Genomic DNA, 21,520 nt, shown 5'->3' with positions numbered 1-21,520 from the left:
CGCGGCTGCGGGTGCGTCGTGGCTTGTCGCGCAGTTCCCCGCGCCCCTGGGCCGGCTGCCCGCCCGGCGCCGGGAGACCGCTGTCGCTCAGGCTCAGGGGGCTTCCTACAGCCAGCCCTTCTCCCGGGCGATCCGGACCGCTTCGGCCCGGTTGCGTACCGCCAGCTTCTGGATGGCCGTCGAGAGGTAGTTCCGTACCGTCCCCTGCGACAGGTGCAGCGCCGCCGCCAGTTCCGCGTTCGTGGAGCCGTCGGCCGCCGCGCGCAGGACCTCCCGCTCGCGGTCGGTGAGGGGGTTGGCGCCCTCCGCCAGGGCAGCGGCGGCCAGGGTCGGGTCGATGACGCGCTCGCCGGCCAGGACCTTGCGGACGGCCTCGGCGAGTTGGGCGGCGGGGGCGTCCTTGACCAGGAACGCGTCGGCGCCCGCCTCCATCGCGCTGCGCAGGTAGCCGGGCCGCCCGAAGGTGGTCAGGACGACCAGTTTCACGGCGGGCAGCGCCTTGTGCAGCCGGGCCGCCGCCTCGATGCCCGTGCAGCCCGGCATCTCGATGTCGAGCAGGGCCACGTCGACGCCGTGCGCCCGCGCCGCCGCCAGCACCTCGTCGCCGCGCGCTACCTGGGCCACGACCTCGATGTCGTCCTCCAGGCCCAGCAGGGCGGCCAGCGCCTCGCGGACCATCGACTGGTCCTCGGCGAGGAGGACCTTGATCGTGCTGCTCATGCCCCGGATCCTACGGCCCCGCCGACCCCGAGCGGGACCCGGGCGACCAGCCGGAAACCGTGCTTGACGCGGCCCGCCTCCAGCGTGCCGCCGGCCTTCTCCAGCCGCTCGGTCAGCCCGGCGAGACCGTTACCGGGGCCCTTGCCGGAGCCGCCCGAGCCGTTGTCCTCGACGGCGAGTTCGAGGACCGGGCCGTCCAGGGTCTGACGGCGCAGCAGTTCCACCGTGCAGACGCTCGCGCCGCTGTGCCGGACGATGTTGGTGATCGCCTCGCGCAGCGCCCACGCGAGGGCCGCCTCGCCGTCCTCGGGCACTCCGGTGAGGTCGGGCTCGGCCGGGACCTCCGCGGTGACCGCGGCGGCGGTCAGGGCCACCTGGGCTCCCGCGAGTTCGGCGGCGAGCCGGGGGCGCCGGTAGCCGGTGACCGCCTCGCGGACGTCCACCAGGGCCTGCCGGCTGACCTGTTCGATGTCGGAGACCTGCTGGGCCGCCTTGTCGGGGTGGTCCGGGAGCATCCGGCCCGCCAGCTCGCTCTTCAGGGTGATGAGCGAGAGCGAGTGCCCCAGCAGGTCATGCAGGTCCCGGGCGAGCCGCAACCGCTCCTCGTTCGCGGCCAGTTGGGCGACGGTGGCACGGGCCTTGCGCAACTCGACGGTGGTGGCGACCAGTTGCCGTACGCCGATCATGGAGTAGCCGACCAGGAGCACCACCAGGAACAGGCCCCAGGCCTCGTCCAGCTCGTGGCGGTACCAGCCCGCCAGCATCATGGCGGCGGTGTTCAGTGGGATCGTCCAGTAGGCGACCCGCAGCGGGAAGGTCACTCCGCACATCACGGAGACGTACACGAACAGACCGAACCAGGAGCCGCCGAGGCCGAAGGCCAGCACGACCGCGAGCGTCCCCTCCACAGCGATCGCGGCGTCGACGATCCAGCCCCGGAAGGGACGGCCCATGGAGCGGAAGACGATGGCCAGGTAGATCCCGGCGAAGGCCACCAGGCCCGCCCAGCCGGCCACCGTCGCCCCGGTGCCGTGGTGACCGGAGGCCAGATCGTCCGCCGGGGAGGCGAGGTAGATCAGCCAGGGCAGGACCCACACCATCTTGCGCAGCGCCTCGCCCCGGCTGCGGGGCGGCTGGCCGATCCGCACCAGCCGGTCCCCGCGCGCTTGCTCGTCCGGCCTCGGGTCTTCCGTCATCGTGCTCACGCCTTCAGCGTGTCCTTCCGGTACAGCCAGGCCGCGCCGCCGACGAACAGGGCGAAGAAGACGACGAGGATGGCGATGTCCTTGGCCTGCGGCGCCTGGCTCTGCTCGATGGCCCGCCCCAGTGCAGCGTACGCGTGCGTGGGCAGCCACTTCGCGATGTCCTGGAGCCAGGTCGGGAAGGACGAGGACGGCCACCACAGGCCGCCGAGGATCGACAGGCCGAAGTAGGTGATCATCGTGATCGGGCGGACCGCGTCCCCGGAGGCGAGGTAGCCGATGGCCACGCCGAGCGCGGCGAACACCAGGCTGCCGGCCCAGATGGCGCCGGTGAGGGCGAGCCACTGCCAGGCGTCCAGCCGTACGTCCTTCACCGTGGCGGCGACCACGAAGACGACCACGATGGAGGGCAGGCTCACCACGGCGGCGCTGGCGGTCTTGGCGAGGACGTAGCCGCGCCCGGGCAGGGTGGTCAGCCGCAGCTGCCGTACCCAGCCGCTCTCGCGCTCCTTGGCGATGCGCTCGCTGTTGCCCATCAGGACGGCGGTGAGGGCGCCGAAGGAGGCCATGGAGACCATCACGTAGGCGGCCAGGGAGAGCCCCGAGCCGTCGACGGTCTGGGTGGTGTCCCCCTGGCTGGCGACCAGCAGGAAGATGATCGACGGGTAGATCACCGAGAAGAACAGGAACTTGCGGTTGCGCAGGGCGCGGGCGAGTTCCAGCTTGATCAGGGCGTTCACGACTGCGGGGCCTCCTTGGCCTCTTCGGCCTCCGTGATGGCGACGAACGCCTGCTCCAGGCCGAGCCCGGCGACTTCGAGGTTGTGGGGGTAGACACCCAGGCCGTAGAGGGCGTGGACGGTCGCGTCGGCGTCGGAGGACTGGATGCGGACGGTCTGCCCGGAGATGTCGACGGCCGTGAGGAACGGCAGCGCCCGCAGCGACGCCTCGTCGATCTCGCCCTCCAGGTCGAAGGAGACCCGGCGGGCGCCCGCCTTGGCCTTGATCTCGGCGGCCGTTCCGTCGGCGAGCAGCCGGCCCCGGTGCAGCACCAGCACCCGGTCGGCGATGGCGTCGGCCTCTTCGAGGTAGTGGGTGGCGAAGAGGACGGTACGGCCCTGGTCGGCCTGTTCCCGCATGGTGGCCCAGAAGGCCTGGCGGGCGGAGACGTCCATGCCGGTGGTCGGCTCGTCCAGGACGATCAGGTCGCTGTCGCCGGCGGTCGCGAGGGCGAAGCGGACGCGCTGGGACTGGCCCCCGGAGAGCTTGTTGACCTTGCGGTCGGCGATCCCCGAGATGCCCGCGCGGGCGAGGACGTCGGCGACCTTGTAGGGCTTCGGGTGCAGGTCGCAGGCGAGCTTGACCAGCTCGCGCACGGTGACCTCGTCCATCAGGCCGCCGCTCTGCAGCATCGCGCCCACCCGGCCGGCGACGATGGCCTCGCGCGGGGGCATGCCGAAGACGCTCACCGAGCCGGTGTCGGCCTGCTTGAGGCCGAGCAGCAGATCGAGCGTGGTCGACTTGCCCGCGCCGTTGGGCCCGAGCAGGGCCACGGTCTCCCCCGGGTGCAGCCGCAGCGAGAGCCCGTCGACGGCCCGCACCTTCCCGTAGGTCTTGCTCACCTGGTCGAACCCGACCACCACCGGGGTGCCGGTGGTGGTGGTCGCCGCTGTCGTTGTCATGCCGTCCATGCTGGCGGCGAGGGCGGTGCGGGTGGCAGTGCCGACCGTCCGGAGTGCCGTATGACAGATGTCATGAGCAGCACGTGACATGACGAGAGGGGGCGCCCGGTGAGCACCGGGCGCCCCCTCTCGGAGTGGCGTCAGCTCGGGTTGGTGTCGATGACTCCGATGCGCTCTGCCGGCGTCTTGCCGACCAGCACCTTGCGCAGCACGGAAGCGACGTCCTGTGGCGTGACAGCCGTCTTCTGCCCAGTGCCCCGGGTGATCAGGACACCGTCGAAGGTTCCGCCGTACGCCTCCTTGAGCGCGTCAAGGTTGTACGTCTCCACCAGCTTGCCGTCCACCGCCTTGAATCCGAGGATCTTCGGCAGGGAGAGCGAGCCGAACTTGAGGCTGTGCAGCGCGTCGGTCTGGACGGTGACCTTCTCCGACATCGCCGGCTCCGCGAAGGCCTTCATCTCGCGGTCGACCTCGGCGTTGGAGACCGTCGGCTGCACGGTGGTCGTCGGTACGGCGACCGCGGAGGCCGTGCCCGTCTCCACCATCGACTCGTACGCCTGCTTGACCGCGTTCGTGGAGGCGGCCGCGTCGATGCCCTTGCCCGCCTTGCCGTAGACCGCGACTGCCTTGCCCGAGGTGAACTTGATCGTGCCCTCGGTGGCCGAGCCGGAGCCGGAGCCGAGGCCCTTGAGAGCGGCCTGGAGCTTCTCCTCGTCGACCGGCATGGCGGGCTCGACGACCCGCTTCTGGCCGAACAGGGACCCGATCACGGAGACCGGGTTGTAGTCGCTCTGGGCGGCGGCCTCGACCGTGGACTGCATGTCGAACTGCAGGCCCGCCTGGTCCGGCGGCAGCGAGACGGCCTTGCCGTCGACCGACAGCTTCAGCGGCTTGTTCACCCGTGAGCCGAACGCGTCGTCGAGCTTCTTGACGGCGTCGTCACGGGTGCCGCCGCCGATGTCGACGCCGAGCACCGTGGTGCCCTTGGGCACGTCGGAGTGGTTCATCAGGAGTCCGGCGCCGTAGACGCCGAGGCCGGCGACCACCACGACACCGACCAGCAGCGGCAGCTTGCCGCGCTTCTTCTTCGCCTTCGCCTTGCCCTTGGACTCGGCCGGGGGCGGCGAGACCGGCTCGGGCAGCTTCGGGGGCGTGTGCGGCAGCGGCCCGTCGGCGGGCGCGCCCGGCGCGAACGGGGAGTTCGCGCCCGGCGGTACCACCGGGATACCGCTGGTGACGGTGTGTCCGGAGACGTTGTCCGCCGGGGATCCGTAGCCGGGCGTGCCCGGTTCGGGGGCGGGCTTCTGCGGGGTGAGGATCGCGGTGTCGTCGCTCAGGCCGCCGCCGGGGCCGAGGCCGGGACCGGCGGGGGCGGTGCGCGCGCCGGGTCCGGCCTGGGCGTGCCGGCCGGCGGGGCCGCCCGGGCGTGCACCGGGGCCGGCCGGGCCGCCCGGCGCGCCGAAGGGCTCGCCACCGTTGAAGGGCGCGCCGCCCGGACCCGCGAAGGCCTCACCGCCGTTGACCGGCGGGATGAACGGGCCGTCGCCGGTGACCGGGCCGCCGGTGGGGCCCGCCGGGCCCTGCGGACCGCCGGGACCGCCGGGCAGGCCGGGGCCGTTGAAGCCGCTGGGGCCGCCGGGACCGGCCGGACCGCCGCCGGTCGCGCCGGGACCGGGCTGGGCGCCGTTCTGGCCGCCGTTCTCGGAGAAGTACGGCAGTTCGTCCCGGCGGGGCTCGCCGGGGCCCTTCGCGCCGCCCCGGGGGCCGCCGAGCGGGCCCGCGGCGAGCGCCTCGGTCACGTCGAAGGAGCCGGTGCCGCCGCCGTGTCCGGGGGCCACCGGGCCGCCGGTCGCGCCGGTGGGCAGCCCCGCGCCGTTGGTCGAGCCGGGCCGGGACGCGCCGGGCACGCTCATGGAGCCGACGACACCGCCGGGGCGGCCGCCGTTCGGACGCGCGGCACCGGGGGCGCCCTGCGCGGCCGGGCCGTTCGGCGCCGCGGCGGGCGAACCGCCGGGCAGGCCGGCACCGTTGGTGGCGCCGCCGCGCTGACCGCCCTTGGCCGGGCCGGACTTGCGCGGCGCGAACCAGTCGCTGGCCTGCTCGCCGGTGGCGGGCCCCGGCGCGGTCTCAGCGGGCGGCTCGACGGTGCCGGTGGACATGGCGGCGCCCGTCGGCTGCGCGTGCGTGCCCGTCTCCTCACCGACGCCGCTATCGGCGTCGGTGACGGGGGTACGGACGACCACCGGCGGGATCGGCCGGGATCCGGGGATGTTGATCCGGATCCGGGTCGTCAGCGTGGTCTCGGTCTTTCGTTCCTCCGGCTGCGCGGCCGAACGGCCCGCGCCCTTCCCGTCGTCGGAAGCCATGGGGGTCCCGTACGGCGGTGTGCCCGAGGGGTAAGCGGCTCCCCCGTGCCCGTCGGGCCCGGAGGAAGGAGTGTCAGTTTCACGACTCAAGGCAGGTTCTCCCGGTTGGCTCCGCCGCCCGTACGACCTTGCTCGGGCGGCTCGGCGGCGCGCACCACCATACTGGCCACTTCTGGCGCTTATCCCATGACCGCTGGGGAAACCCACACCGGACTCGCACGCGCGCCGCACGGCGAACTGGTACGTCACTTGCCAAGTCGGGCGCCGTCCGTGTCGGGTTGCCGCCCCAAACCTATAGTGGCGCAGATCACAGCCAGCGCCATGCCGCCGAGCAGGAAGAGGTAGGAGCCGCCTCCCGCACCGAACAGGAAGTCGCCCTCGGGTCTGCTGGCGGTGAGCAGGATGACGGCGACGACCCAGCCGAACGCGGGTGCCACCGCCCCGGACCGGCTGCCCAGCGCCCGCGACCCGCCGAGGAAGAGCCCGGCGGCGCCGGCCAGGGCGAGCAGCAGCCCGCCGGGGAACCAGGCGGCCTGGACGAGGGTTCCGGCGAAGCCGACGACCGCGCCGAGCACGATCAGCCCGAGCAGGGCGGCGATCCGCCCGGCGGGGGGCCGCTGCAACGGTTGCGCGAGCATCGAGCCACGTCCTGCGGAGCTCATGACGCCTCCCCGATACCGGCGAAGAGATCGGTCTCGCGCGCCGCGCCCGGCTCGCCGACCGCCAACTCGTAGTACTCGGTGATGAATACGGGCTGCGCCAACTCATTGCTCAGCGCGAAGTAGGGGGCACCGTGCGGGGCCACCTCCACCTGGGTGGCATGGGCGGCCATCGCGGCGGTCTTCGCGGCGGCGTACCCGGTGCCGTCGATCTCGGTGGTGACACGACGGTCCTCCACCACGCCGGGCACGTCGTCGACGGCGGCGGACTTGGCGAAGGGCAGCCCCGGCAGCTCGTCCTGGAGCCGGGCGAAGGCGGCCACGGCGACCGCGCGCGGGACGCGGTTCCAGTAGACCTTGGAGACGCGGTGGCCGGCCTCGGCGGCCAGGTCGACGGCTCTCATGGCGACACGGTGGGCCTGGATGTGGTCCGGGTGGCCGTATCCGCCGTTGTCGTCGTAGGTGACGAGGACCTGGGGGCGGACCTCCAGGATCACCTCGGCCAGGCGTCCGGCGGCCTCGTCGACGTCGGCCTGCCAGAAGCAGCCGGGCGCTTCGTTGTCGGGCAGGCCCGTCATCCCGGAGTCGCGGTAGCGGCCCGGGCCGCCGAGCAGCCGGAAGTCGGTGACGCCGAGCTCGCGCATGGCGGCGGCGAGCTCCCCGAGCCGGTACTCGCCCAGTGCCGGGCCGGTGAGATCCCGCAGCTCGGGCGGGATGACCTCACCGCCCTCGCCGAGGGTGCAGGTGACCAGCGTCACATGGGCACCCTGGTCCGCGTAGCGGGCCATGGTGGCGCCGTTGTTGATCGACTCGTCGTCCGGGTGCGCGTGCACCAGCAGCAGACGCCGGGCGGGTAGCGGCCGGGCGGGCGGTTCCGTCATGTGCCCAGCCTACGAAACGCCACCGACAGCGCCACGCAGCCCCGGTCCACGAGGTCGGCCGGGTCGGAAGGTGGTCCGGGTCAGAACTTGATGCTGCCGATCATGCTGGCGACGTTGGTCGTCAGATCGCTGATCGTCGGCGCGATGGTCGAGGAGGCGAGATAGAAACCGAGCAGCATGCAGACGACCGCATGCCCGCCCTTCAGACCCGACTTCTTGATCAGCAAGAAGACGATGATCGCCAGCAGCACCACCGCCGAAATCGAGAGTGCCACGGCGGCTCACCTCCAAAGATCCCAGGGACGCGGGGGGTTCGGGTATGGGGGTTGTAGATCGGTACAGCAAATCCATGCGCAAGCCAGCGGGTTCATACCCACTCAGCGGTAGTGATCATAACTATGCGTGCTCGCGCATCGCTCGGCGCACGGCCGCACAAGGGGGCGCATGGCCAATATGGTCGGGGCATGAAGACCGAGGCTGTCTCATTCCCCCGTCGGCACGCCCGCACCCAGCGTTTCACGCTCGGCGCGCCGCGCGCGTTCACCGTGGCCCCCGACGGCTCACGCGTGGCGTTCCTGCGCTCCGGTTCCGGTACGGACCGGGCCAATTCCCTGTGGATTCTCGATGTGCCGAGCGGCGAGGAGCGCCTGGCGGCGGATCCGCGCACCCTGCTCGGCGGCGCCGAGGAGCACCTCTCGGCGCAGGAGCGGGCCCGTCGCGAACGCAGCCGTGAGGGCGGTGCCGGCATCGTCGGCTACGCCGCCGACGCGACCCTGGAACTGGCGTCTTTCGCCTTGTCAGGGCGGCTTTTCACGGCGGAGCTCCGAGCCGGCACCACACGCGAACTCACGGTCCCCGGGCCGGTGATCGACCCGCGCCCGTCTCCCGACGGCCGCCACGTCGCGTACGTCGCGGAGGGCGCCCTGCGTGTCGTGGGCGCCGGCGGCGAGGGCGACCGGGCGCTGGCGGAGCCCGAGTCGGAACAGGTCACCTATGGACTGGCCGAGTTCATCGCGGCCGAGGAGATGGGGCGTTCGCGCGGATTCTGGTGGTCGCCGCGGTCCGACCGGCTGCTCGTGGCCCGCGTGGACGACACGCCGGTACAGCGGTGGTGGATCGCCGACCCCGCCCACCCCGAGCGTGAGCCACATCATGTCGCCTACCCGGCGGCGGGCACCGAGAACGCGGACGTACGGCTGTTCGCCTACGACCTCGAAGGGGGGCGCGCGGAGGTCTCCTGGGACCGGGCGCGCTACCCGTACGTGGCGCATGTGCACTGGTCAGAGGCGGGTGCACCGCTGCTGCTCGTACAGGCGCGCGACCAGCGCAGCCAGCTGTTCCTCGCCGTGGACCCGGGGTCGGGGGCGACCCGGATGGTGCACGCCGACGAAGATCCAACATGGCTTGAACTGTTCGGTGGAGTGCCCTGCTGGAGCCCTTCCGGACAGCTGATCCGGATCGCCGACGAGGGCGGCGCCCGGGTGCTCGCGGTGGGTGAACGGCCGCTCACAGGCGCCCAGTTGCACATCCGTGCGGTTCTCGACGTGACCGCCGACGACGTGCTGGTCTCCGCGTCCGCCGGCGAGGAGGCCGAGTCCCCCGAGATCGGCGAGGTACACGTCTACCGCGTCAACGAACTCGGCGTGGAGCGCGTGTCGCAGACGCCCGGCGTGCACACGGCCGTGCGCGCCGGGGGCGTGACCGTTTTGGTGTCCGCCGCCCTGGACACCCCGGGCGCCCGTGTCCAGGTACTGCGTGACGGAAAACCTCTGTCAACTGTCACGTCGTACGCCGAAGATCCCGGTTTGTCCCCGCGCGTGACACTCACCGAGGGGGGCGCACGCCGAATTCCGTGCGCCGTGCTTATGCCACGGGACTACCACGGGGACACTCCCCTTCCGGTTCTGCTCGACCCCTACGGCGGTCCGCACGGCCAGCGCGTGGTCGCCGCACACAACGCCCACCTCACCTCCCAGTGGTTCGCCGACCAGGGTTTCGCGGTGGTCGTCGCCGACGGGCGGGGCACCCCGGGCCGCTCCCCCGCCTGGGAGAAGTCCGTCAAGGACGACATCGCGGCGATCGTCCTGCAGGACCAGGTCGACGCCCTTCAGGCGCTCGCCGGCGACTTCCCCCTCGACCTGACCAAGGTGGCGATCCGCGGCTGGTCCTTCGGCGGCTACCTCGCCGCACTCGCGGCCCTGCGCCGCCCGGACGTCTTCCACGCGGCCGTGGTGGGCGCCCCGGTGACCGACCTGCGCCTGTACGACACCCACTACCAGGAGCGCTATCTCGGCGACCCGGGCGAGCAGCCGGACGTGTACCGCCGCAACTCGGTGATCGACGACGCGGGCCTGGTCGACGCGGCCGAACCGCACCGCCCGATGATGATCATCCATGGCCTGGCGGACGACAACGTGGTGGTGGCCCACTCACTGCGCCTGTCCAGCGCCCTGCTGGCGGCGGGCCGCCCGCACGAGGTGCTCCCGCTGTCGGGCGTGACGCACATGACCCCGCAGGAACAGGTCGCGGAGAACCTCCTCCTGCTCCAGCTGGACTTCCTCCGGCGCGCTCTCGGACTGGGCTGAGCGACAGCGCTCCACAGAGCACCGCAACCCATCATTGAGGAACCACGACGAAGCACCAGCCAGGTCCGCGAGAGCGGCGCCGGTTCAGGCGCAAAAAGGGGCAACGGGCCGGAGCGACATGGCGCGCTCCGGCCCGTTTACGGCACCCGCACGGCCGTACGCTGTTAAGCGTGCCGCGTCCGTATATCGGGACCGGGTCGGCGAAGTTGCCTCCGTGTTAACGAGATTGACCCCGGTTCGCCCCGCTATGCACCCCCGTCGGCAAGATCGTCCGGCGTTTCTCCGGCCGCCCCCTCCGGCGGCACCACCCGCTTCTCCTCCGCGAAGTGGCAGGCCGAGTCATGGGCCGCCGGCCCCGGCGCGAGCCGGAACACGTCGGGCACCGCGAGCATCGGCACCTCGACCGCGCACCGTTCCTCGGCCTTCCAGCATCTCGTGCGGAACCGGCACCCCGACGGAACGTTCGTCGGCGACGGCACGTCCCCGCTCAGGATGATCCGCTCCCGGTGTTCCCGCGCCTCCGGGTCCGGCACCGGCACCGCGGAGAGCAGCGCCTGGGTGTAGGGGTGGGTCGGGTGCTCGTAGATCTCCTCGTCCTTGCCGATCTCCACGATCCGCCCGAGGTACATCACCCCGACCCGGTCCGAGATGTGCCGCACGATCGACAGGTCGTGGGCGATGAAGACGTACGACAGGTCGAAGTCGTTCTGGAGCCGGTCGAGCAGGTTGATCACCTGGGCCTGGACGGAGACGTCCAGCGCGGACACCGGCTCGTCCGCGACGATCACCTCGGGGCGCAGCGCCAGCCCCCGTGCGATGCCGATGCGTTGCCGCTGGCCGCCGGAGAACTGGTGCGGATAGCGGTTGATGTACTCGGGGTTGAGACCGACGACGTCCAGCAGCTCCTGGACCCGCTTGCGCCGGTCGCCCTTGGGGGCCACCTCGGGGTGGATCTCGTACGGCTCCCCGATGATGTCGCCCACGGTCATCCGGGGGTTGAGCGAGGTGTACGGGTCCTGGAAGACCATCTGGATGTTGCGGCGGACGGCCTTCAGCGCCCGCCCGCTCAACCTGGTGATGTCCTCGCCCTTGTACTTGATCACCCCGGCCGTCGGCCGCTCGAGATGGACGAGCATCTTGGCGACCGTCGACTTGCCGCAGCCGGACTCCCCGACGATGCCGAGGGTCTCTCCCTTCTTGAGCACGAAGTCGACACCGTCGACGGCCTTGACGGCACCGATCTGTTTCTTGATCAAGATGCCCTGCGTCAAGGGGTAGTGCTTGACCAGTCCACTCACTTCCAGGATCGGCTCAACCATCGCGTCAACCATTGAGGCACTCCCTCCAGAAGTGGCAGGCGCTGCCCCGGTGTTGATCCACCTCGTACAGCGGTGGCTCGTCGGTGCGGCACACGTCCTGGGCCATGGGGCAGCGCGGGTTGAAGGCGCAGCCCGGAGGGATGTGCATGAGGTTGGGCGGCAGGCCCTTGATGGCGTAGAGCTCCTGGCCCTTCTGGTCCAGGCGCGGGATGGAGTCGAGGAGCCCGCGCGTGTACGGATGCGCCGGCGCCTTGTAGATGTCGTGCACCGGCGCGGACTCGACGATCCGCCCCGCGTACATCACGGCGATCCGGTCGGCGACGTCCGCGACCACGCCCAGGTCGTGGGTGATCAGGATCAGCCCCATGCGGTACTCGCGCTGCAACTCCGCGAGCAGGTCCATGACCTGGGCCTGGACGGTGACGTCCAGCGCCGTGGTCGGCTCGTCCGCGATGATGAGCGCGGGCTCCAGGGCCAGCGCCATGGCGATCATGATGCGCTGGCGCATGCCTCCGGAGAACTGGTGCGGATAGTCCCGCACCCGCTGGGCGGCGCCCGGGATCCGCACCCGGTCCATCAGCTCGACCGCCTTGGCCCGCGCGTCCTTCCTGGACATCCCCCGGTGCACGACGAACATCTCGCCGAGCTGGTCGCCCACGCTCAGCACCGGGTTCAGCGCCGACAGCGCGTCCTGGAAGATCATGGCCATCTCGGCGCCCCGGATCTTCCGCCACTCCTCTTCCTTGAGTTTCAGCAGATCCCGCCCCCGGAAGAGGATCTCGCCCCCGCCGATCCGCCCCGGCGGCATGTCCAGGATCCCCATCACCGCCTGGGCCGTGACCGACTTCCCGGACCCGGACTCCCCCAGCACGGCCAGCGTCTCCCCGGCGTCGACGGCGTAGGAGACCCCGTTGACGGCCTTCGCGATCCCGTCCCGGGTCCGGAACTCCACGTGCAGGTCGCGCACTTCGAGCAGCACGGCGGCGCTCACCTCAGCTTCGGGTCGAGGGCGTCGCGCACCGCGTCGCCGAGCATGATGAAGGCCAGGACGGTGAGCGCGAGGGCTCCGGAGGGCCACAGCAGCGCGTGCGGGGCGTTGCGGATGTAGGGCGAGGCCGCGGAGATGTCGATGCCCCAGGAGACGCTGGGCGGCTTCAGGCCGACGCCGAGGTAGGACAGGGTCGCCTCCAGCGCGATGTAGGTGCCGAGCGCGATGGTGGCCACGACGATCACGGGGGCCACCGCGTTGGGCGCGATGTGCCGCAGCAGGATCCGGGAGTTGGAGGCGCCGAGCGCGCGGGCGGCCTGGACGTAGTCGTTCTGCTTGGCGGTGATCACCGAGCCGCGGGCGATCCGGGAGATCTGGGGCCAGCCGAGCAGCACCATGAACCCGATGACCGGCCAGACCGTATTGCTGGTGACCACGGAGAGGAGCACGAGACCGCCGAGGACGACCGGGATCGCGAAGAAGACGTCGGTGATCCGGGACAGCACCGAGTCCCAGAACCCGCCGAAGAACCCGGCGAGCCCGCCGAGGACCGACCCGAGCAGCGCGACCCCCAGCGTGGCGCAGACGCCCACCGTGACGGACGTACGGGCCCCGTAGACGGTCCGTGTGTAGACGTTGCAGCCCTGTCCGTCGTACCCGAAGGGCGCGCCCGGCTGGGAGCCCTCCTGGGCCTTGGCGAGGTCGCACTTGAGGGGGGAGCCGGAGGCGATCAGGGACGGCCACAGGGAGATGACGACGAGGAAGAGGATGACGAGGGCGGAGACGATGAAGACCGGGTTGCGGCGCAGGTCCCGCCAGGCGTCGGACCAGAGCGAGCGCGCCCGTCCGCCGGAGGCGGCCGATGGGTCCTGTGCCGCCGGACCCGTGCCCGGCGGCCCGCCCGGTGTTCTCTCCAGCGTCTGCGCCTCGCTCGTCGCGAGGTCCATCGCCCCGCCCGCCCCGGTCCCCGCGATCGCCCCCCGGTCGGGCTCGAACGGCTGCTCAGGCATAGCGGATCCTCGGGTCGAGTACGGCGTAGAGCAGGTCCACCAGCAGGTTGGCCACCAGGAACACCAGGACCAGGACCGTCACGAAGCCCACGACCGTCTGGGTGTTCTGCCGCAGGATCCCCTGGTAGAGCTGGTAGCCCACGCCGTGGATGTTGAAGATCCGCTCGGTGACGATCGCGCCGCCCATGAGGGCGCCGATGTCGGTGCCGATGAAGGTGACAACCGGAATGAGGGAGTTGCGCAGCAGGTGCCGGGTGATGACCCGGTGCCGGGGCAGTCCCTTGGCGACGGCCGTACGGACGTAGTCGCTCCGTCTGTTCTCGGCGATGGAGGTGCGGGTCAGCCGGGTGACGTAGGCGAGCGAGACGGAGGCGAGGACGAGCCCCGGCACGATCAGCTCGCCGAAGGTGGCGTCCGGGGAGACGGAGGGTTTGATCCAGCCCCACTCCACGCCGAGCAGCAGCTGGAGCAACAGGCCGGTGACGAACGTCGGTACGGAGATGACGACCAGGGTCGCCAGCAGCACCCCCGTGTCGACGGGCCGCCCGCGCCGCAGACCGGTCAGGACGCCGAGGGTGATGCCGATGACGACCTCGAGGACGATGGCCACGATCGTCAGCCGGATGGTGACGGGGAACGCGGTGGACATCAGCTCGGTGACCGGCTGTCCGTTGAACGCCGTACCGAAGTTCCCGGTGAAGACGTTCCCCATGTAGGTGAGGTATTGCTGCCACACCGGCTTGTCGAGTCCGAACTCCTTCTTCAACTGGGCGGCGGTCGCCGGATCGCAGGCCCGCTCTCCGCACAGCCCGGCGATCGGGTCGCCCATGACGTTGACCATCAGGAAGATCAGCAGCGTGGCCCCGACGAACACCGGGATCATCTGGAGCAGCCGCCGGACGACATAGCGCCCCATGCCGCGTCAGCTGACCTTGATCTCGTTGTACACGGGGACGCTGAACGGATTGAGGGCCACGTTCGAGAGCCGCTCGGAGTAGCCGGCGCTGCCGTTCTGGTACCAGAGCGGAATGGCGGCCATGTTGTCGCGGACGACTTCCTCGGCCTTCTGGAAGGTGCCGACGGCCTTGGCGGTGTCGGTCTCGGCGTTGGCCTGGTCGACGAGTTTGTCGAAGTCCTTGTTGGACCACTTGCCGTCGTTGGAGGAGGCGTTGGTGTAGTAGAGCGGCTGGAGGAAGTTCTGGATGAGCGGGTAGTCCATCTGCCAGCCCGCGCGGAACGGGCCGGTCATCTTGTGCTGGCCGATCTGGTTGCGGAAGTCGGCGAAGGTGCCCACCGGATTCCCGACGCACGCCTTGTCGTTGCCGAGCGCGTTGTTGATGGAGTTGCACACGGCGTCCACCCACATCCTGTGCGAGCCGGTGTCGGCGTTGTACGTGATCTTGAGCTGTCCGCCGGGCAGCCCCCCGCCCTCCTGGATCAGCTTCTTGGCCTGCGCCGGGTCGTAGTCACAGGCGCTCCCGCACAGCCCGTCCTTGAAGCCGCCCTCCGTGCCGAGCACCGGCGAGGTCCAGTCGGTGGCCGGGGTGCGGGTGTTCTGGAAGATGGTGTCGGTGATCTGCTTCCGGTTGATGGCCATGGAAAGGCCGGTGCGGACCTTCTCCGATCCGCTCTTGTTCCAGGCGCTGTCGTAGTAGGGAAAGGCGAGCGTCTGGATGATGCCGGCCGGGGTGTTGATGTAACGGTCACCGAGATCGTTCTTGACGTTCTTCAGCTGCGAGGCGGGAACGTCGTCGACGAGGTCGAGGTTGCCGGCGATGAGGTCGGTGTAGGCGGTGTCGCTGTCCGTGTAGACCTTGAGCGTCACTCCACCGTTCTGCGCCTTGTCGGCACCGGGGTAGCCGTCCCACTTCTTCAGGGACATCTGCGATCCCTTGGTGTACGACTCGATGGCGTACGGCCCGTCGCCGACCGGCTGCTTCAGCCAGCCGGCGTGATCGGTGAAGAAGGACCGGGGCAGCGGGGCGAAGGCCGCGTAGCCGAGGGTGTCGGGGAAACTGGAGAACTTCTGGTTCAGCTTCACCGTGAAGGTCTGGTCGTCGACGACCTTCAGACCGGAGAGCGCCTCGGCGCTCTGGCTGCCGCCGTCGGGATGGACCTTGTCGTATCCCTCGATGTACCCGAAGAAGTAGGCGTTCTTCTGGTTGTTCCTGAGGCTCGCCCCGTAGTTCCAGGCGTCGACGAAGGAGTGGGCGGTCACCTTCTCGCCGTTGGAGAAGGTCCAGCCTTTCCTGACGGTGATCGTGTAGTTCTGCGAGTCGCTCGTGTCGATCTTCTGGGCCAGCATGTCCTGCGCCTTGCCGGTCTTCGGGTCGTACTTCTTCAGACCCCGGAAGATCATGTCGAGGACCTTGCCGCCCTGGACCTCGTTGGTGTTGGCGGGCTCCAGGGGGTTCTGCGGGTCGCCCCAGGAGGAGCTGAGCACGGCGCTGTCGCCGCCGCCCCCGCCGCTGCCGCCGCCGCCCCCGCAGGCCGTGGCGGCGAGCGCCGTCACGGCCGCGCAGGCCGCCCATCGGGCGTGCGTGGCTGAACGCATGGCGTGCCTCCTCCGTGAAGGGTCATCCGTGAAAGGTGCGCTAACGGTCAATATCGACTCAATCGGTCGATATCGCTCACCCACTGCACCGAACGGCGGCCCCCAGGAGCCCCATGACGACCTTTAGGGGGACACGTCACCCGATTGCAGACGCCCCCTCGGGACCCGCATGAGGATCTTGAGGTCGCGGCGCAATGGATCTACGCGTAACGATGCCGAAACGTTGGATTGCGACCCGTCGATGTACGCATTTCGGCACACTCGCGTCCGCATATCGAACTCCTTGCCCGTTTAGCCCGGTTAGTCCGAACTAAAGCACGGGGTGATTACGAGGTGCTACCCGCGTAGCTACGGAACGGTCAAGGCCAGGTAAAAAAGGTAAAGAGAAACCCAAGCCGCCCGAGAATTTATTGACCTTGAATGAATTGCGTTGAAAAAGTCCGGCGTAGCCCGTAGGGGAGTGCCCTGCGGAGTCATCAGACCCTCCCTTGGGCCAGGAGCACCATGACCCCCCCAACCCCATCCGCGGCTGCCCCGCTCGAGGTGACCGACGAGACCGAGAAGAAGTCGACGACTTCGGACGGCTCGAAGGGCAGCGAGAGCAGGTCGCCGGGCCGCCTGGCCTGGAAGCGCTTCAGGCGCGACCGGACGGGCGTTATATCCGCTTACGTCGTGATCTTTTTCTTCGTGATCGGCGTAGCCGCGCCGCTCATCGCGAAGCTGTACGGGAAGGACCCGTACACCACCTACACCACCCAGCACCCCGAGCTGCTCAACGCCTTCTCGTACCCCGCAGGGCCCAACGGCGGCATGAGCTCGGAGTACTGGTTCGGCATCGAACCCCAGCTCGGCCGGGACGTCTTCACGTTCCTGCTGTACGCCATCCGCAACTCTCTCGGTATCGCGACGGCCGCCGCCCTGCTCACCACGGTCCTCGGCGTCGTGATCGGTGTCACGGCGGGCTACCTGGGCGGCAAGACGGACTACCTCGTCAGCCGGATCATCGACATCCTGCTGTCGTTCCCGTCCACGCTCTTCTTCATCGCGTTCATGCCCGTCGTGTTCGGCTTCTTCGTCGCCCCCGACGAGAACATCCCGACCTCGCTCCGCGCCACCGCGCTGATCCTGGTGCTGTCCGCCTTCGGCTGGGCGTCCATCGCCCGACTGCTACGCGGGCAGGTACTCGGCCTGCGCGAGCGGGAGTTCGTCGAGGCGGCCAAGGTCACGGGCGCGTCACCGATGCGCGTCGTGTTCAAGGAGCTGCTGCCCAACCTCTGGACTCCGATCATCATCCAGTCCACCCTGCTGCTGCCGGCCTTCGTGACCGCGGAGGCGGGCCTCGCCTTCCTCGGCGTGGGCATGATCGATCCGACCCCCGACTGGGGCGTGATGATCGGCCGAGGCGCGCAGTTCTACACCGAGGACATCACCTTCATGCTCTTCCCGGGCATCTCCATGGTGATCTTCGTCCTCGCCTTCAACCTGCTCGGTGACTCCGTGCGCGACGCGCTCGACCCGAAGTCCAAGCGGTAGCAATCCCTGTACCACCCGGCCCGGTTCGATGACGTCCGGCTGGTTCCGACCATCCGAATTGACCCCTATAGGCAGGCTCAGCATGTCTTTTTCTCGCAGAAACTTCCTGATCGCCACCGGTGTGGCTGCGGCCTCCACGACCGTGCTGAGCGCTTGCAGCAGCGGTGACGACAGCAAGGGCTCGTCCAAGGTCCCGTCCGTGTCCACGGCGAAGACCATGAACATCCCGGTCGGGACCAAGGCGGACTCCACGGGCCCGGCGCCCGAGGTCACGGGCGCGGTCAAGGGCGGCACGGTCTACTCGCTCGACCAGTTCGACATGGACCACCTGGACCCGGCGCAGATCTACGTCTCCACCGAGGGCGCCATCACCCGCCCGATCCTGCGCGGTCTGACCGGCTACAAGGTCGACGACAAGGGCGGCGCCACGCTCGTCGGCGACGTCGCGACCGACGCCGGCACCATGAAGGACGGCGGCAAGACCTGGTCGTTCACGATCAAGGACGGCATCAAGTGGGAGGACGGCACCGACCTCTCCATGGACGACGTCCGTCACACCTTCGAGCGCCTCTTCGCCTCCTTCGTCACCGAGGGCCCCCGCTACGTCCAGCAGTGGCTGGTCGGCGGCGACAAGTACAAGGGCCCCTACGAGGGCAAGAAGCTCTCCTCGATCGAGATCTCCGGCAAGACGATCACGTTCACGCTCACCGAGCCCCGCACCGACTTCAACTACACGCTCGGCATGCCGGGCTACGGCCTGGTCAACAAGAAGAAGGACACCAAGGAGAAGTACGACAAGCGTCCGTACGCCCTTGGTCCCTACAAGATCGACAGCCGCAGCATCGGCAAGTCGATGACCTACGTGCGCAACGAGCACTGGGACGCCGCCACGGACTCGATCCGCAACGCGTACCCGGACAAGTACATCTTCCAGTTCGGCTTCCAGCCGGTCGCCTCCACGGACCGCTACATCGCGGACAAGGGCAACGACCAGTACGCGATGTCGATCTTCAACGAGGTCGCCGCCGAGCGCACCGCGCAGGTCCTCACCAACGCCAAGCTGAAGCAGCGCGTCCTCACCCAGGTCGACACGGTCACCTACTACTGGCCGATCAACATGACCCGGATCAAGGACGTGAAGGTCCGCCAGGCGATCAACTGGGCGTGGCCGCACCAGCAGCTGCAGACCATCCGCGGTGGCGCCTCCACCAGCGAGCTGGCCAGCACCATCCTCAGCCCGGTGACCCCCGGCTACAAGAAGTTCGACCTGTACGGCGTGACCACGAAGCCCGGCGGCGACCCGGTCAAGGCCAAGGCGCTGCTGAAGGAGGCCGGCAAGGTCGGCCAGAAGCTGGTCATCGCCTACCAGCAGTCGGACAACGCGGTGAAGCAGGCCGTGGCCATCAAGAACGCCCTTGAGGCGGCCGGCTTCCAGGTCGTCAACCAGCAGGTCGACAAGACGACCTTCTACACCCAGATCGGCAAGATCGACAACGGCTACGACCTGTTCGCGGCCGGCTGGAGCCCGGACTGGCCGAACGGCTACTCGGTCTTCTACCCCTGCTGGAGCGGCAAGAACATCGGCGACGGCCGCAGCAACTACGCCCAGCTGAACGACCCGAGCGTGAACAAGGCGATCGACGCGGCCGCCAAGATCGCCGACGTCGCCGAGGCCAACAAGGCCTGGGGTGCCATCGACAAGCAGATCATGGAGCTCGCGGCGGTCGTCCCGGACTACCACTCCATCCGTAACTGGATGTACGGATCCAAGATCGGCAACGTCGTCTACGACGCCGGCAACACCTGCGTCGCGCTCTGCAAGCTGTACGTCAAGAAGTAAGCGCACCAGACCCTCGGGGGGCGGCCGCGACCTGGCCGCCCCCCTACGGCCCACCCCTCACCCCGGCGACGGCGCCCCGTCCGGAAAGTCACGCCCCATGTTCCGCTTCCTTGTCCGCCGAGTCTTCGGCGCGCTGGTCATCCTGTTGATCATCAGCGCCGTTACTTTCTGGCTCTTCTACGCCATCCCGCGTGACCCCGCCACGTTGTCCTGCGGCAAGAACTGCACGCCCGACATGCTCGCGCAGGTCCGGCACAACCTGGGCATCGACCACCCGGTTCCGGTCCAGTACTGGTACTGGCTCAAGGGCATCTTCGTCGGTCGCAGCTACGGCGACTTCGGCAACTGCAGCGCGCCCTGCCTCGGGTACTCGTTCGCCAACCGCGAGCCCGTCCTCGGCACGATCCTGGACCGGCTTCCGCTGACCCTGTCGCTCGCCTTCGGCTCGGCCGTCGTCTTCCTCATCTTCGGCATCGGCTCGGGCATGCTGGCCGCCGTCAAGCAGGGCAAGTGGCAGGACAAGGTCGCCAGCTCGGCGTCGCTGGTCGCCTCTTCGATGCAGATCTACTTCGTCGGCTACATCGCGATGTACTTCTTCGTCGCCAAGCTCGGCATCCTGGACAACCCGTCGTACACCCCCCTCACCCAGAACCCCATCGAGTGGGCCTCCGGCCTGCTGCTGCCGTGGCTGGTGCTGGCCCTCATCTGGACCGCGAACTACACCCGTATGACGCGCTCGCAGCTGGTCGAGACGCTCAGCGAGGACTACGTACGCACGGCTCGGGCCAAGGGCCTGTCCCGGCGCAACGTCTTCTTCCGGTTCGCCTGGCGCGGCGCCATGGGTCCGATCGTCACGATCTTCGGCATCGACCTCGCCACGCTCATCGGCGGCGCGATCATCACCGAGACCGTCTTCAGCCTCCAGGGCGTGGGCCAGCTCGCGCTGAAGTCCGTGGACCAGAGCGACCTGCCCATGGTGCTCGGCGTGACCCTGCTGTCCGCCGGCGCGATCGTGATCTTCAACATCGTCGTCGACGCCGTCTACGCCCTCATCGACCCGCGGATCCGGCTCGCCTGACCTCCGCCCCACCCCCGACCTCTCGCATCACCCCCCAGGAGCGTCACCGTGACGAGCACCGATCAGCAGCCGTTCCTCTCCGTCAAGGACCTCAAAGTCCACTTCTCCACCGAGGACGGCATCGTCAAGGCCGTCGACGGGCTCAGCTTCGACCTCGTCAAGGGCCAGACACTCGGCATCGTGGGCGAGTCGGGCTCCGGCAAGTCCGTCACCAACCTGACGATCCTGGGTCTGCACGACCCCGCCCGCACCCAGATCGACGGCGAGATCCTGCTCGACGGCAAGGAGCTGCTCACGGCTTCCGAGCGGGAGCTGGAGAAGCTGCGCGGCAACAAGATGTCGATGATCTTCCAGGACGCGCTGGCCTCGCTGTCGCCGTACCACACCATCGGCACCCAGATCTCCGAGGTGTACCGCAAGCACACCGGCGCCTCCAAGAAGGAGTCCCGGGCGCGGGCGATCGAGATGCTGAAGCGGGTCGGGATCCCCCAGCCGGACGTGCGGGTGGACGACTACCCGCACCAGTTCTCCGGTGGTATGCGCCAGCGCGCGATGATCGCGATGGCGCTGGTGTGCGACCCCGAGCTGCTGGTCGCCGACGAGCCCACCACGGCGCTCGACGTGACCGTCCAGGCGCAGATCATGGACCTGCTGAAGGACCTCCAGCAGGAGTTCGGCACGGCGATCATCTTCATCACCCACGACCTCGGGGTCATCGCCGACATCGCTGACGACGTCCTGGTGATGTACGGCGGCCGGTGTGTGGAGCGCGGCACCAAGAAGCAGGTGCTGGGCGCGCCGCAGCACCCGTACACGCTGGGCCTGCTCAACTCCATGCCGAGCCTCGACGGACCGGTCGACGTCCCGCTGTCGCCGATCCCCGGCTCGCCGCCCTCGCTGCTCAACCCGCCCACCGGCTGCCGCTTCCACCCGCGCTGCGCGTTCGCGGACAAGGTCCCGGGCAACAGGTGCTCCACCGAGAGCCCGCTGCTCCAGCTGACCGAGGGCCGCGGCTCCGCCTGCCACCTGGAACTCAGCCAGCGTGACGACCTCTTCGCCGACTACGCGGCGACCAGCCACAACTGACGGACAAGACGGGACTTC

18 protein-coding genes are annotated in these 21,520 nt (G+C 69.5%); 5 read left to right on the top strand and 13 right to left on the bottom strand.

Annotated features, from left to right (window positions below):
• Positions 1-105: 105 nt before the first annotated feature.
• The 8 genes from ACWDGI_RS03505 to ACWDGI_RS03470 all read right to left on the bottom strand — a co-directional run bounded on the left by ACWDGI_RS03505 (position 106) and on the right by ACWDGI_RS03470 (position 7,784).
• Positions 106-720: a response regulator gene (locus ACWDGI_RS03505; protein WP_450754885.1), complete on the bottom strand. Its 615-nt coding sequence runs from the start codon at positions 718-720 to the stop codon at positions 106-108.
• A complete protein-coding gene (locus ACWDGI_RS03500) occupies positions 717-1,925 on the bottom strand; it encodes a sensor histidine kinase (RefSeq protein ID WP_450754883.1) in 1,209 nt (402 codons plus the stop codon). Before ACWDGI_RS03500 ends, ACWDGI_RS03505 begins: the two co-directional genes overlap by 4 nt.
• Positions 1,922-2,662 (bottom strand): ABC transporter permease, encoded by a 741-nt coding sequence (locus ACWDGI_RS03495; RefSeq protein WP_450754882.1) that lies wholly within the window; start codon positions 2,660-2,662, stop codon positions 1,922-1,924. The genes ACWDGI_RS03500 and ACWDGI_RS03495 overlap by 4 nt, the downstream gene beginning before the upstream one ends.
• Positions 2,659-3,603, bottom strand: a complete 945-nt coding sequence (locus ACWDGI_RS03490) for an ABC transporter ATP-binding protein (protein ID WP_450754880.1) — start codon at positions 3,601-3,603, stop codon at positions 2,659-2,661. Before ACWDGI_RS03490 ends, ACWDGI_RS03495 begins: the two co-directional genes overlap by 4 nt.
• Positions 3,604-3,743: 140 nt before the next feature.
• The gene (locus ACWDGI_RS03485) at positions 3,744-6,059 is read right to left on the bottom strand and encodes a hypothetical protein (RefSeq protein WP_450754878.1); all 2,316 of its coding nucleotides are present in this window, start codon (positions 6,057-6,059) and stop codon (positions 3,744-3,746) included.
• Positions 6,060-6,214: 155 nt separating this feature from the next.
• Positions 6,215-6,631: a DUF6113 family protein gene (locus tag ACWDGI_RS03480; protein WP_450754876.1), complete on the bottom strand. Its 417-nt coding sequence runs from the start codon at positions 6,629-6,631 to the stop codon at positions 6,215-6,217.
• Positions 6,628-7,509 (bottom strand): N-acetyl-1-D-myo-inositol-2-amino-2-deoxy-alpha-D-glucopyranoside deacetylase, encoded by an 882-nt coding sequence (gene mshB / locus ACWDGI_RS03475; protein ID WP_450754874.1) that lies wholly within the window; start codon positions 7,507-7,509, stop codon positions 6,628-6,630. The genes ACWDGI_RS03480 and mshB overlap by 4 nt, the downstream gene beginning before the upstream one ends.
• Positions 7,510-7,589: 80 nt before the next feature.
• Positions 7,590-7,784, bottom strand: coding sequence for a hypothetical protein (locus ACWDGI_RS03470; RefSeq protein WP_089098958.1), 195 nt, complete (start codon positions 7,782-7,784; stop codon positions 7,590-7,592).
• Between the two features lie 189 nt (positions 7,785-7,973).
• Between ACWDGI_RS03470 and ACWDGI_RS03465 the strand changes: the two genes are divergently transcribed.
• A complete protein-coding gene (locus ACWDGI_RS03465; protein WP_450754872.1) occupies positions 7,974-10,094 on the top strand; it encodes a prolyl oligopeptidase family serine peptidase in 2,121 nt (706 codons plus the stop codon).
• 245 nt (positions 10,095-10,339) lie between these two features.
• On the opposite strand, the gene ACWDGI_RS03460 is transcribed toward ACWDGI_RS03465, so the two are convergent.
• The 5 genes from ACWDGI_RS03460 to ACWDGI_RS03440 are packed head-to-tail and all read right to left on the bottom strand — an operon-like array spanning position 10,340 to position 15,965.
• Positions 10,340-11,413, bottom strand: a complete 1,074-nt coding sequence (locus ACWDGI_RS03460) for an ABC transporter ATP-binding protein (RefSeq protein WP_450754870.1) — start codon at positions 11,411-11,413, stop codon at positions 10,340-10,342.
• Between the two features lie 4 nt (positions 11,414-11,417).
• Entirely contained in the window at positions 11,418-12,392 is a 975-nt protein-coding gene (locus ACWDGI_RS03455) for an ABC transporter ATP-binding protein (protein WP_450755296.1), read from the bottom strand.
• Between the two features lie 8 nt (positions 12,393-12,400).
• Positions 12,401-13,411 (bottom strand): ABC transporter permease, encoded by a 1,011-nt coding sequence (locus tag ACWDGI_RS03450; RefSeq protein ID WP_450754869.1) that lies wholly within the window; start codon positions 13,409-13,411, stop codon positions 12,401-12,403.
• Positions 13,404-14,327 (bottom strand): ABC transporter permease, encoded by a 924-nt coding sequence (locus tag ACWDGI_RS03445; protein ID WP_450754867.1) that lies wholly within the window; start codon positions 14,325-14,327, stop codon positions 13,404-13,406. Before ACWDGI_RS03445 ends, ACWDGI_RS03450 begins: the two co-directional genes overlap by 8 nt.
• A gap of 6 nt (positions 14,328-14,333) precedes the next feature.
• Positions 14,334-15,965, bottom strand: coding sequence for a peptide ABC transporter substrate-binding protein (locus ACWDGI_RS03440; protein WP_450754865.1), 1,632 nt, complete (start codon positions 15,963-15,965; stop codon positions 14,334-14,336).
• A gap of 543 nt (positions 15,966-16,508) precedes the next feature.
• Here ACWDGI_RS03440 and ACWDGI_RS03435 point away from each other — a divergent pair.
• The 4 genes from ACWDGI_RS03435 to ACWDGI_RS03420 all read left to right on the top strand — a co-directional run bounded on the left by ACWDGI_RS03435 (position 16,509) and on the right by ACWDGI_RS03420 (position 21,502).
• Complete coding sequence (locus ACWDGI_RS03435) at positions 16,509-17,498, top strand: ABC transporter permease (RefSeq protein WP_450754863.1); 990 nt, start codon at positions 16,509-16,511, stop codon at positions 17,496-17,498.
• An 82-nt stretch (positions 17,499-17,580) separates the two neighbouring features.
• Positions 17,581-19,338 (top strand): ABC transporter substrate-binding protein, encoded by a 1,758-nt coding sequence (locus ACWDGI_RS03430; protein WP_450754861.1) that lies wholly within the window; start codon positions 17,581-17,583, stop codon positions 19,336-19,338.
• Between the two features lie 97 nt (positions 19,339-19,435).
• Entirely contained in the window at positions 19,436-20,416 is a 981-nt protein-coding gene (locus ACWDGI_RS03425; RefSeq protein ID WP_450754859.1) for an ABC transporter permease, read from the top strand.
• A gap of 48 nt (positions 20,417-20,464) precedes the next feature.
• Complete coding sequence (locus ACWDGI_RS03420; protein ID WP_450754857.1) at positions 20,465-21,502, top strand: ABC transporter ATP-binding protein; 1,038 nt, start codon at positions 20,465-20,467, stop codon at positions 21,500-21,502.
• Positions 21,503-21,520: the final 18 nt, after the last annotated feature.

It is taken from the genome of Streptomyces sp. NPDC001220, from assembly GCF_053597895.1.
This window is presented reverse-complemented; position numbering and strand designations above follow the sequence as displayed.